1 protein-coding gene, 9 tRNA genes and 6 rRNA genes are annotated in these 12987 nt (G+C 50.5%); all 16 read left to right on the plus strand.

The window, feature by feature from the left end:
* Nucleotides 1–39: 39 nt before the first annotated feature.
* The 16 genes from lysS to rrf (IRB79_RS01780) all read left to right on the plus strand — a co-directional run bounded on the left by lysS (nt 40) and on the right by rrf (IRB79_RS01780) (nt 12590).
* On the plus strand, nt 40–1539 hold the full coding sequence (gene lysS / locus IRB79_RS01705) for a lysine--tRNA ligase (protein WP_243509154.1): 1500 nt from the start codon (nt 40–42) through the stop codon (nt 1537–1539).
* Nucleotides 1540–1903: 364 nt separating this feature from the next.
* A 16S ribosomal RNA gene (locus IRB79_RS01710) occupies nt 1904–3448 on the plus strand.
* 207 nt (nt 3449–3655) lie between these two features.
* Nucleotides 3656–6576: ribosomal RNA gene (locus IRB79_RS01715) — 23S ribosomal RNA — on the plus strand.
* Between the two features lie 79 nt (nt 6577–6655).
* Nucleotides 6656–6772 (plus strand): 5S ribosomal RNA (gene rrf, locus IRB79_RS01720).
* 9 nt (nt 6773–6781) lie between these two features.
* Nucleotides 6782–6857: transfer RNA gene (locus IRB79_RS01725), tRNA-Val, on the plus strand.
* 8 nt (nt 6858–6865) lie between these two features.
* Nucleotides 6866–6941, plus strand: a tRNA-Thr gene (locus IRB79_RS01730).
* 22 nt (nt 6942–6963) lie between these two features.
* Nucleotides 6964–7039: transfer RNA gene (locus tag IRB79_RS01735), tRNA-Lys, on the plus strand.
* 16 nt (nt 7040–7055) lie between these two features.
* Nucleotides 7056–7140 (plus strand) — tRNA-Leu (locus tag IRB79_RS01740).
* 6 nt (nt 7141–7146) lie between these two features.
* A tRNA-Gly gene (locus IRB79_RS01745) sits at nt 7147–7221 on the plus strand.
* A gap of 7 nt (nt 7222–7228) precedes the next feature.
* Nucleotides 7229–7317 (plus strand) — tRNA-Leu (locus tag IRB79_RS01750).
* A 14-nt stretch (nt 7318–7331) separates the two neighbouring features.
* Nucleotides 7332–7408, plus strand: a tRNA-Arg gene (locus IRB79_RS01755).
* A gap of 5 nt (nt 7409–7413) precedes the next feature.
* A tRNA-Pro gene (locus IRB79_RS01760) sits at nt 7414–7490 on the plus strand.
* Nucleotides 7491–7498: 8 nt separating this feature from the next.
* Nucleotides 7499–7574 (plus strand) — tRNA-Ala (locus IRB79_RS01765).
* Between the two features lie 160 nt (nt 7575–7734).
* Nucleotides 7735–9268 (plus strand): 16S ribosomal RNA (locus tag IRB79_RS01770).
* A 205-nt stretch (nt 9269–9473) separates the two neighbouring features.
* Nucleotides 9474–12394 (plus strand): 23S ribosomal RNA (locus tag IRB79_RS01775).
* A 79-nt stretch (nt 12395–12473) separates the two neighbouring features.
* Nucleotides 12474–12590: ribosomal RNA gene (gene rrf, locus IRB79_RS01780) — 5S ribosomal RNA — on the plus strand.
* The 16S, 23S and 5S rRNA genes sit together here with 9 tRNA genes alongside, the layout of an rRNA operon.
* The last annotated feature ends 397 nt before the right edge of the window (nt 12591–12987 follow it).

Below are 12987 nucleotides of genomic sequence, written 5' to 3' on the forward strand. Positions count from 1 at the left end.
GCAGAATTGTGCGTACATAAAAAGATTTACAAAATGGAGATGATTTCAGTGAGCCAGAGTCATGAAGAATTAAATGACCAGTTGAAAGTAAGACGCGAGAAAATGAGCAGCTTGCGCGAACAGGGAATGGATCCTTTCGGGAAACGTTTCGACCGTTCACACCAAAGCAATGAATTAATTGAGCAATACGGTGAACTTGAGAAGGAAGAAATTGAGGAAAAGGATATTTCTGTTACACTGGCAGGCCGCATTATGACAAAGCGCGGAAAAGGGAAAGCCGGATTCGCCCATGTACAGGATTTATCAGGGCAAATTCAAATCTATGTCCGCAAAGATGCTGTTGGAGAAGAAAGCTACTCCATCTTCGAAACTGCTGACCTGGGAGATATTGTCGGGATCAGCGGCAAGCTCTTTAAAACAAAAGTAGGCGAACTGTCTGTTAAAGCGGAGGAATTTATCCTTCTGACTAAATCCCTGCGTCCGCTGCCGGATAAGTTCCACGGGCTGAAGGACGTTGAGCAGCGCTACCGTCAGCGTTACCTGGATCTCATTATGAGTGAGGAAAGCAAAAAGACTTTCGTCACGAGAAGCCGCATTATCCAATCCATGCGCCGCTACCTTGACAGCCATGGCTACCTTGAAGTTGAAACACCTATGATGCATTCCATTGCAGGGGGAGCATCTGCACGTCCATTTATCACTCATCATAATGCGCTGGATATGGAACTCTATATGCGTATCGCGATTGAGCTTCATCTGAAGCGTCTGATTGTGGGCGGTCTTGAAAAGGTATATGAAATTGGCCGGGTATTCCGTAATGAAGGTGTTTCTACACGGCACAATCCTGAATTCACTATGATTGAATTATACGAAGCATATGCTGACTATAGAGATATCATGAGCCTGACTGAAAACCTTATTGCCCATATCGCTCAAGAGGTGCTTGGAACAACTACTGTGCAATACGGCGAGTACGAAGTGGATTTAAAGCCTGAATGGAAAAGGCTTCATATGGTAGATGCCATTAAGGAATACACTGGGGTAGACTTCTGGAAAGAAACAAGTAAGGAAGAAGCCCATCAGCTTGCGAAGGAGCATGGTGTTGAAATCAAAGACAATATGGAATATGGTCATATTGTTAATGAATTCTTCGAGCAGAAGGTTGAAGAGAAATTAATTCAGCCGACCTTCATCTATGGACATCCTGTTGAAATCTCGCCGCTTGCGAAGAAAAATGACGAAGACTCGCGCTTTACTGATCGTTTTGAATTATTTATTGTAGCACGTGAACATGCAAATGCCTTCACTGAGCTGAATGATCCAATTGATCAGCGCGAACGCTTTGAAGCACAGCTAAAAGAACGTGAAGAGGGCAATGATGAAGCACATATGATGGATGATGATTTTATTGAAGCTCTTGAATACGGCATGCCGCCAACAGGCGGACTGGGCATCGGAATCGATCGAGTTGTCATGCTGCTGACAAATTCACCTTCTATTAGAGATGTACTGTTATTCCCGCTAATGCGTCACCGTTAAAATTTCATAAAATAAGGCAGAGTACAATGCGTGCTCTGTCTTTTTTCTTTTATAGAAGGAATATAAATAATGCGATTTCCGGGGCAGAATAATGGGAATATTTTTTCTTTCTTTTTTACGTATAAAAAAGATAAAAACATATTGCATGTTGTCCTGTGAGGTGATATATTTATATTCGTTGCTGCAAGACAGCGACTTACAAAAAAAGATTTTAAAAAAAGTTATTGACTCAGATAATTGAATCTGATAAGATAATAAAGTCGCCCTTGAGCGACAGATTGATCTTTGAAAACTGAACGAACAATACGTCAACGTTTAAATCATTAGTCTTTTTCGAAAAGACAACTCGAGCTTAATCAACTCTTATATGGAGAGTTTGATCCTGGCTCAGGACGAACGCTGGCGGCGTGCCTAATACATGCAAGTCGAGCGGACGGATGGGAGCTTGCTCCCTGAAGTCAGCGGCGGACGGGTGAGTAACACGTGGGCAACCTGCCTGTAAGACTGGGATAACTCCGGGAAACCGGGGCTAATACCGGATAACTCTTTTCCTCACATGAGGAAAAGCTGAAAGATGGTTTCGGCTATCACTTACAGATGGGCCCGCGGCGCATTAGCTAGTTGGTGAGGTAACGGCTCACCAAGGCCACGATGCGTAGCCGACCTGAGAGGGTGATCGGCCACACTGGGACTGAGACACGGCCCAGACTCCTACGGGAGGCAGCAGTAGGGAATCTTCCGCAATGGACGAAAGTCTGACGGAGCAACGCCGCGTGAGTGATGAAGGTTTTCGGATCGTAAAACTCTGTTGTCAGGGAAGAACAAGTACCGGAGTAACTGCCGGTACCTTGACGGTACCTGACCAGAAAGCCACGGCTAACTACGTGCCAGCAGCCGCGGTAATACGTAGGTGGCAAGCGTTGTCCGGAATTATTGGGCGTAAAGCGCGCGCAGGCGGTTCCTTAAGTCTGATGTGAAAGCCCCCGGCTCAACCGGGGAGGGTCATTGGAAACTGGGGAACTTGAGTGCAGAAGAGAAGAGTGGAATTCCACGTGTAGCGGTGAAATGCGTAGAGATGTGGAGGAACACCAGTGGCGAAGGCGACTCTTTGGTCTGTAACTGACGCTGAGGCGCGAAAGCGTGGGGAGCAAACAGGATTAGATACCCTGGTAGTCCACGCCGTAAACGATGAGTGCTAAGTGTTAGAGGGTTTCCGCCCTTTAGTCTGCGACAAACGCATTAAGCACTCCGCCTGGGAGTACGGCAAGGCTGAAACTCAAAGGAATTGACGGGGGCCCGCACAAGCGGTGGAGCATGTGGTTTAATTCGAAGCAACGCGAAGAACCTTACCAGGTCTTGACATCTCCTGACAACCCTAGAGATAGGGCGTTCCCCTTCGGGGGACAGGATGACAGGTGGTGCATGGTTGTCGTCAGCTCGTGTCGTGAGATGTTGGGTTAAGTCCCGCAACGAGCGCAACCCTTGATCTTAGTTGCCAGCATTCAGTTGGGCACTCTAAGGTGACTGCCGGTGACAAACCGGAGGAAGGTGGGGATGACGTCAAATCATCATGCCCCTTATGACCTGGGCTACACACGTGCTACAATGGATGGTACAAAGGGCTGCAAGACCGCGAGGTTAAGCGAATCCCATAAAACCATTCTCAGTTCGGATTGCAGGCTGCAACTCGCCTGCATGAAGCCGGAATCGCTAGTAATCGCGGATCAGCATGCCGCGGTGAATACGTTCCCGGGCCTTGTACACACCGCCCGTCACACCACGAGAGTTTGTAACACCCGAAGTCGGTGGGGTAACCTTTTGGAGCCAGCCGCCTAAGGTGGGACAGATGATTGGGGTGAAGTCGTAACAAGGTAGCCGTATCGGAAGGTGCGGCTGGATCACCTCCTTTCTAAGGAATATTTACAAGAAACGTGACGTTCTTTGTTCGTTCAGTTTTGAGAGTTCAATCTCTCAATGAAAGATTCGTTCTTTGAAAACTAGATAATGATTATGAAGAAGCAATAACCGAGTAATCGCCATTTTAGTGAATTCTCTCTATGTTAAATAGAGTTAAAAACCTTTGATACTGTTCATCTTCGATGAACCTGTCAAATACGGTTAAGTTAGAAAGGGCGCACGGTGAATGCCTTGGCACTAGGAGCCGATGAAGGACGGTACTAACACCGATATGCTTCGGGGAGCTGTAAGTAAGCTTTGATCCGGAGATTTCCGAATGGGGAAACCCCCTATCCGTAATGGGATAGGATCCTTATCTGAATACATAGGGTATGGAAGGCAGACCCGGGGAACTGAAACATCTAAGTACCCGGAGGAAGAGAAAGCAAACGCGATTCCCTGAGTAGCGGCGAGCGAAACGGGATTAGCCCAAACCAGGAGGCTTGCCTCCTGGGGTTGTAGGACACTCTATACGGAGTTACAAAGGAACGAGGTAAATGAACAGGTCTGGAAAGGCCGGCCAGAGAAGGTAAAAGCCCTGTAGTTGAAACTTCGTTCCCTCCAGAGTGGATCCTGAGTACGGCGGGACACGAGAAATCCCGTCGGAAGCAGGGAGGACCATCTCCCAAGGCTAAATACTCCCTAGTGACCGATAGTGAACCAGTACCGTGAGGGAAAGGTGAAAAGCACCCCGGAAGGGGAGTGAAAGAGATCCTGAAACCGTGTGCCTACAAGTAGTTAGAGCCCGTTAATGGGTGATAGCGTGCCTTTTGTAGAATGAACCGGCGAGTTACGATTACATGCGAGGTTAAGTTGATAAGACGGAGCCGCAGCGAAAGCGAGTCTGAATAGGGCGAATGAGTATGTGGTCGTAGACCCGAAACCAGGTGATCTACCCATGTCCAGGGTGAAGTCCAGGTAACACTGGATGGAGGCCCGAACCCACGCACGTTGAAAAGTGCGGGGATGAGGTGTGGGTAGCGGAGAAATTCCAATCGAACTTGGAGATAGCTGGTTCTCTCCGAAATAGCTTTAGGGCTAGCCTCATGTAGTAAGAGTCTTGGAGGTAGAGCACTGTTTGGACTAGGGGCCCCCATCGGGTTACCGAATTCAGACAAACTCCGAATGCCAAAGACTTATCCATGGGAGTCAGACTGCGAGTGATAAGATCCGTAGTCAAGAGGGAAACAGCCCAGACCACCAGCTAAGGTCCCAAAGTATACGTTAAGTGGAAAAGGATGTGGAGTTGCTTAGACAACCAGGATGTTGGCTTAGAAGCAGCCACCATTTAAAGAGTGCGTAATAGCTCACTGGTCGAGTGACTCCGCGCCGAAAATGTACCGGGGCTAAACGTATCACCGAAGCTGTGGATTGACATCTTACGATGTCAGTGGTAGGAGAGCGTTCTAAGGGCGTTGAAGCCAGACCGCAAGGACTGGTGGAGCGCTTAGAAGTGAGAATGCCGGTATGAGTAGCGAAAGATGGGTGAGAATCCCATCCACCGAATGCCTAAGGTTTCCTGAGGAAGGCTCGTCCGCTCAGGGTTAGTCGGGACCTAAGCCGAGGCTGAAAAGCGTAGGCGATGGACAACAGGTTGATATTCCTGTACCACCTCTTTACCGTTTGAGCAATGGGGGGACGCAGGAGGATAGGGTAAGCGCGCTGGATTAGCGCGTCCAAGCAGTTAGGCCGGTAACGAGGCAAATCCGTTACCACACAGGCTGAGCTGTGACGGCGAGGAAATTTAGTACCGAAGTTCCTGATTCCACACTGCCAAGAAAAGCCTCTAGCGAGGGAAAAGGTGCCCGTACCGCAAACCGACACAGGTAGGCGAGGAGAGAATCCTAAGGTGAGCGAGAGAACTCTCGTTAAGGAACTCGGCAAAATGACCCCGTAACTTCGGGAGAAGGGGTGCTCATTAGGTGCATAGCCCTGATGAGTGCAGTGAATAGGCCCAGGCGACTGTTTAGCAAAAACACAGGTCTCTGCGAAGCAAGGCGAAGTATAGGGCTGACGCCTGCCCGGTGCTGGAAGGTTAAGAGGAGAGGTTAGCGCAAGCGAAGCTTTGAATCGAAGCCCCAGTAAACGGCCGTAACTATAACGGTCCTAAGGTAGCGAAATTCCTTGTCGGGTAAGTTCCGACCCGCACGAAAGGCGTAACGATCTGGGCACTGTCTCAACGAGAGACTCGGTGAAATTATAGTACCTGTGAAGATGCAGGTTACCCGCGACAGGACGGAAAGACCCGTGGAGCTTTACTGTAGCCTGATATTGAATTTTGGTACAGCTTGTACAGGATAGGTAGGAGCCTGAGAAGCCGGAGCGCCAGCTTCGGTGGAGGCGTCGGTGGGATACTACCCTGGCTGTATTGAAATTCTAACCCGCGCCCCTTATCGGGGCGGGAGACAGTGTCAGGTGGGCAGTTTGACTGGGGCGGTCGCCTCCTAAAAAGTAACGGAGGCGCCCAAAGGTTCCCTCAGAATGGTTGGAAATCATTCGCAGAGTGTAAAGGCACAAGGGAGCTTGACTGCGAGACCTACAAGTCGAGCAGGGACGAAAGTCGGGCTTAGTGATCCGGTGGTTCCGCATGGAAGGGCCATCGCTCAACGGATAAAAGCTACCCCGGGGATAACAGGCTTATCTCCCCCAAGAGTCCACATCGACGGGGAGGTTTGGCACCTCGATGTCGGCTCATCGCATCCTGGGGCTGTAGTCGGTCCCAAGGGTTGGGCTGTTCGCCCATTAAAGCGGTACGCGAGCTGGGTTCAGAACGTCGTGAGACAGTTCGGTCCCTATCCGTCGTGGGCGCAGGAAATTTGAGAGGAGCTGTCCTTAGTACGAGAGGACCGGGATGGACGCACCGCTGGTGTACCAGTTGTCTTGCCAAAGGCATCGCTGGGTAGCTATGTGCGGAAGGGATAAGTGCTGAAAGCATCTAAGCATGAAGCCCCCCTCGAGATGAGATTTCCCATAGCGTCAAGCTAGTAAGATCCCTGAAAGATGATCAGGTTGATAGGTCAGAGGTGGAAGCGTGGCGACATGTGGAGCTGACTGATACTAATCGATCGAGGACTTAACCAAGTCATTGGTGAATACTCGGCAAACACTTCTTCATGCATTATCTAGTTTTGAGGGAACGAAGTTTCTTCAAACCAAATAGTCCGGTGGCGATAGCGAGAAGGTCACACCCGTTCCCATACCGAACACGGAAGTTAAGCTTCTCAGCGCCGATGGTAGTTGGGGGCTGTCCCCCTGTGAGAGTAGGACGCTGCCGGGCGTATATAATGGAGGATTAGCTCAGCTGGGAGAGCATCTGCCTTACAAGCAGAGGGTCGGCGGTTCGATCCCGTCATCCTCCACCATATAACATGCCGGTGTAGCTCAATTGGTAGAGCAACTGACTTGTAATCAGTAGGTTGGGGGTTCAAGTCCTCTCGCCGGCACCACTTCAGTTCTTTTTTAGAATATGAGCCATTAGCTCAGTCGGTAGAGCATCTGACTTTTAATCAGAGGGTCGAAGGTTCGAGTCCTTCATGGCTCACCATTTTTAATTTCATATTGCGGGTGTGGCGGAATTGGCAGACGCACCAGACTTAGGATCTGGCGCCGCAAGGCGTGGGGGTTCGACTCCCTTCACCCGCACCATTTTAAGCGGAAGTAGTTCAGTGGTAGAACATCACCTTGCCAAGGTGGGGGTCGCGGGTTCGAATCCCGTCTTCCGCTCCATTTTTATGCCGGGGTGGCGGAACTGGCAGACGCACAGGACTTAAAATCCTGCGGTAGGTGACTACCGTACCGGTTCGATTCCGGTCCTCGGCACCATTTAATTTCATATTGCGCCCGTAGCTCAATTGGATAGAGCGTTTGACTACGGATCAAAAGGTTAGGGGTTCGACTCCTCTCGGGCGCGCCATTTTACGGGGAGTAGCTCAGCTTGGTAGAGCACTTGGTTTGGGACCAAGGGGTCGCAGGTTCGAATCCTGTCTTCCCGACCATTTAAATTGGGGCCTTAGCTCAGCTGGGAGAGCGCCTGCTTTGCACGCAGGAGGTCAGCGGTTCGATCCCGCTAGGCTCCACCAAGAAAACTTTAAAAAAGTTATTGACTCGGGTATTTAAACCTGATAAGATAATAAAGTCGCTTCTGAGCGGCGGATTGATCTTTGAAAACTGAACGAACAAAACGTCAACGTTTAAATCATTAGTCTTTTTTGAAAAGACAAAACGAGCTTAATCAACTCTTATATGGAGAGTTTGATCCTGGCTCAGGACGAACGCTGGCGGCGTGCCTAATACATGCAAGTCGAGCGGACGGATGGGAGCTTGCTCCCTGAAGTCAGCGGCGGACGGGTGAGTAACACGTGGGCAACCTGCCTGTAAGACTGGGATAACTCCGGGAAACCGGGGCTAATACCGGATAACTCTTTTCCTCACATGAGGAAAAGCTGAAAGATGGTTTCGGCTATCACTTACAGATGGGCCCGCGGCGCATTAGCTAGTTGGTGAGGTAACGGCTCACCAAGGCCACGATGCGTAGCCGACCTGAGAGGGTGATCGGCCACACTGGGACTGAGACACGGCCCAGACTCCTACGGGAGGCAGCAGTAGGGAATCTTCCGCAATGGACGAAAGTCTGACGGAGCAACGCCGCGTGAGTGATGAAGGTTTTCGGATCGTAAAACTCTGTTGTCAGGGAAGAACAAGTACCGGAGTAACTGCCGGTACCTTGACGGTACCTGACCAGAAAGCCACGGCTAACTACGTGCCAGCAGCCGCGGTAATACGTAGGTGGCAAGCGTTGTCCGGAATTATTGGGCGTAAAGCGCGCGCAGGCGGTTCCTTAAGTCTGATGTGAAAGCCCCGGCTCAACCGGGAGGGTCATTGGAAACTGGGAACTTGAGTGCAGAAGAGAAGAGTGGAATTCCACGTGTAGCGGTGAAATGCGTAGAGATGTGGAGGAACACCAGTGGCGAAGGCGACTCTTTGGTCTGTAACTGACGCTGAGGCGCGAAAGCGTGGGGAGCAAACAGGATTAGATACCCTGGTAGTCCACGCCGTAAACGATGAGTGCTAAGTGTTAGAGGGTTTCCGCCCTTTAGTCGCAAACGCATTAAGCACTCCGCCTGGGAGTACGGCAAAGGCTGAAACTCAAAGGAATTGACGGGGCCCGCACAAGCGGTGGAGCATGTGGTTTAATTCGAAGCAACGCGAAGAACCTTACCAGGTCTTGACATCTCCTGACAACCCTAGAGATAGGGCGTTCCCCTTCGGGGGACAGGATGACAGGTGGTGCATGGTTGTCGTCAGCTCGTGTCGTGAGATGTTGGGTTAAGTCCCGCAACGAGCGCAACCCTTGATCTTAGTTGCCAGCATTCAGTTGGGCACTCTAAGGTGACTGCCGGTGACAAACCGGAGGAAGGTGGGGATGACGTCAAATCATCATGCCCCTTATGACCTGGGCTACACACGTGCTACAATGGATGGTACAAAGGGCTGCAAGACCGCGAGGTTAAGCGAATCCCATAAAACCATTCTCAGTTCGGATTGCAGGCTGCAACTCGCCTGCATGAAGCCGGAATCGCTAGTAATCGCGGATCAGCATGCGGTGAATACGTTCCGGGCCTTGTACACACCGCCCGTCACACCACGAGAGTTTGTAACACCCGAAGTCGGTGGGGTAACCTTTTGGAGCCAGCCGCCTAAGGTGGGACAGATGATTGGGGTGAAGTCGTAACAAGGTAGCCGTATCGGAAGGTGCGGCTGGATCACCTCCTTTCTAAGGAATATTTACAAGAAACGTGACGTTCTTTGTTCGTTCAGTTTTGAGAGTTCAATCTCTCAATGAAAGATTCGTTCTTTGAAAACTAGATAATGATTATGAAGAAGCAATAACCGAGTAATCGCCATTTTAGTGAATTCTCTCTATGTTAAATAGAGTTAAAACCTTGATACTGTTCATCTTCGATGAACCTGTCAAATACGGTTAAGTTAGAAAGGGCGCACGGTGAATGCCTTGGCACTAGGAGCCGATGAAGGACGGTACTAACACCGATATGCTTCGGGGAGCTGTAAGTAAGCTTTGATCCGGAGATTTCCGAATGGGGAAAACCCCTATCCGTAATGGGATAGGATCCTTATCTGAATACATAGGGTATGGAAGGCAGACCCGGGAACTGAAACATCTAAGTACCCGGAGGAAGAGAAAGCAAACGCGATTCCCTGAGTAGCGAGCGAAACGGATTAGCCCAAACCAGGAGGCTTGCCTCCTGGGGTTGTAGACACTCTATACGGAGTTACAAAGGAACGAGGTAAATGAACAGGTCTGGAAAGGCCGGCCAGAGAAGGTAAAAGCCCTGTAGTTGAAACTTCGTTCCCTCCAGAGTGGATCCTGAGTACGGCGGGACACGAGAAATCCCGTCGGAAGCAGGGAGGACCATCTCCCAAGGCTAAATACTCCCTAGTGACCGATAGTGAACCAGTACCGTGAGGGAAAGGTGAAAAGCACCCCGGAAGGGGAGTGAAAGAGATCCTGAAACCGTGTGCCTACAAGTAGTTAGAGCCCGTTAATGGGTGATAGCGTGCCTTTTGTAGAATGAACCGGCGAGTTACGATTACATGCGAGGTTAAGTTGATAAGACGGAGCCGCAGCGAAAGCGAGTCTGAATAGGGCGAATGAGTATGTGGTCGTAGACCCGAAACCAGGTGATCTACCCATGTCCAGGGTGAAGTCCAGGTAACACTGGATGGAGGCCCGAACCCACGCACGTTGAAAAGTGCGGGGATGAGGTGTGGGTAGCGGAGAAATTCCAATCGAACTTGGAGATAGCTGGTTCTCTCCGAAATAGCTTTAGGGCTAGCCTCATGTAGTAAGAGTCTTGGAGGTAGAGCACTGTTTGGACTAGGGGCCCCATCGGGTTACCGAATTCAGACAAACTCCGAATGCCAAAGACTTATCCATGGGAGTCAGACTGCGAGTGATAAGATCCGTAGTCAAGAGGAAACAGCCCAGACCACCAGCTAAGGTCCCAAAGTATACGTTAAGTGGAAAAGGATGTGGAGTTGCTTAGACAACCAGGATGTTGGCTTAGAAGCGACCACCATTTAAAGAGTGCGTAATAGCTCACTGGTCGAGTGACTCCGCGCCGAAAATGTACCGGGCTAAACGTATCACCGAAGCTGTGGATTGACATCTTACGATGTCAGTGGTAGGAGAGCGTTCTAAGGGCGTTGAAGCCAGACCGCAAGGACTGGTGGAGCGCTTAGAAGTGAGAATGCCGGTATGAGTAGCGAAAGATGGGTGAGAATCCCATCCACCGAATGCCTAAGGTTTCCTGAGGAAGGCTCGTCCGCTCAGGGTTAGTCGGGACCTAAGCCGAGGCTGAAAAGCGTAGGCGATGGACAACAGGTTGATATTCCTGTACCACCTCTTTACCGTTTGAGCAATGGGGGGACGCAGGAGGATAGGGTAAGCGCGCTGCTGGATTAGCGCGTCCAAGCAGTTAGGCCGGTAACGAGGCAAATCCCGTTACCACACAGGCTGAGCTGTGACGGCGAGGGAAATTTAGTACCGAAGTTCCTGATTCCACACTGCCAAGAAAAGCCTCTAGCGAGGGAAAAGGTGCCCGTACCGCAAACCGACACAGGTAGGCGAGGAGAGAATCCTAAGGTGAGCGAGAGAACTCTCGTTAAGGAACTCGGCAAAATGACCCCGTAACTTCGGGAGAAGGGGTGCTCATTAGGGTGCATAGCCCTGATGAGCCGCAGTGAATAGGCCCAGGCGACTGTTTAGCAAAAACACAGGTCTCTGCGAAGCCGCAAGGCGAAGTATAGGGGCTGACGCCTGCCCGGTGCTGGAAGGTTAAGAGGAGAGGTTAGCGCAAGCGAAGCTTTGAATCGAAGCCCCAGTAAACGGCGGCCGTAACTATAACGGTCCTAAGGTAGCGAAATTCCTTGTCGGGTAAGTTCCGACCCGCACGAAAGGCGTAACGATCTGGGCACTGTCTCAACGAGAGACTCGGTGAAATTATAGTACCTGTGAAGATGCAGGTTACCCGCGACAGGACGGAAAGACCCCGTGGAGCTTTACTGTAGCCTGATATTGAATTTTGGTACAGCTTGTACAGGATAGGTAGGAGCCTGAGAAGCCGGAGCGCCAGCTTCGGTGGAGGCGTCGGTGGGATACTACCCTGGCTGTATTGAAATTCTAACCCGCGCCCTTATCGGGGCGGGAGACAGTGTCAGGTGGGCAGTTTGACTGGGGCGGTCGCCTCCTAAAAGTAACGGAGGCGCCCAAAGGTTCCCTCAGAATGGTTGGAAATCATTCGCAGAGTGTAAAGGCACAAGGGAGCTTGACTGCGAGACCTACAAGTCGAGCAGGGACGAAAGTCGGGCTTAGTGATCCGGTGGTTCCGCATGGAAGGGCCATCGCTCAACGGATAAAAGCTACCCGGGATAACAGGCTTATCTCCCCAAGAGTCCACATCGACGGGAGGTTTGGCACCTCGATGTCGGCTCATCGCATCCTGGGGCTGTAGTCGGTCCCAAGGGTTGGGCTGTTCGCCCATTAAAGCGGTACGCGAGCTGGGTTCAGAACGTCGTGAGACAGTTCGGTCCCTATCCGTCGTGGGCGCAGGAAATTTGAGAGGAGCTGTCCTTAGTACGAGAGGACCGGGATGGACGCACCGCTGGTGTACCAGTTGTCTTGCCAAAGGCATCGCTGGGTAGCTATGTGCGGAAGGGATAAGTGCTGAAAGCATCTAAGCATGAAGCCCCCCTCGAGATGAGATTTCCCATAGCGTCAAGCTAGTAAGATCCCTGAAAGATGATCAGGTTGATAGGTCAGAGGTGGAAGCGTGGCGACATGTGGAGCTGACTGATACTAATCGATCGAGGACTTAACCAAGTCATTGGTGAATACTCGGCAAACACTTCTTCATGCATTATCTAGTTTTGAGGGAACGAAGTTTCTTCAAACCAAATAGTCCGGTGGCGATAGCGAGAAGGTCACACCCGTTCCCATATCGAACACGGAAGTTAAGCTTCTCAGCGCCGATGGTAGTTGGGGGCTGTCCCCCTGTGAGAGTAGGACGCTGCCGGGCATATGAAAGAGCACCTGATGGGTGCTCTTTTTTGTGTGTTTTGGATGATTTACTGAATCTAAATATCTTATTTGGACTCTCCTTTTTAAGGGAAAATAATATATACGTCACTTCGGCAAAAATATGTGCCACTTTCACTCAGATATGCGCCACTCCTTTTCTGCGGCCTGTTTTAAAAGTCAAATCCGTTCTCTGGAAAGCTAAATTATGCCTAATTATTCCGTCCGAACAACAAGTCAGGACAGCTAACCCGTATCACCTGTCCATCTGGTAATCAAGCACAAACACACCATCCCTCCAAAGAAAATTCTTCCACCCAAGCACAAACCCGCCCAATCAAAAATATATTGTTATCGACATTAACTTCCATTTTCAGGTTTGGGAAGTCAAAAAATGG

It is taken from the genome of Cytobacillus oceanisediminis, from assembly GCF_022811925.1.
GTDB classification, from domain to species: Bacteria; Bacillota; Bacilli; order Bacillales; family Cytobacillaceae; genus Cytobacillus; species Cytobacillus oceanisediminis_D.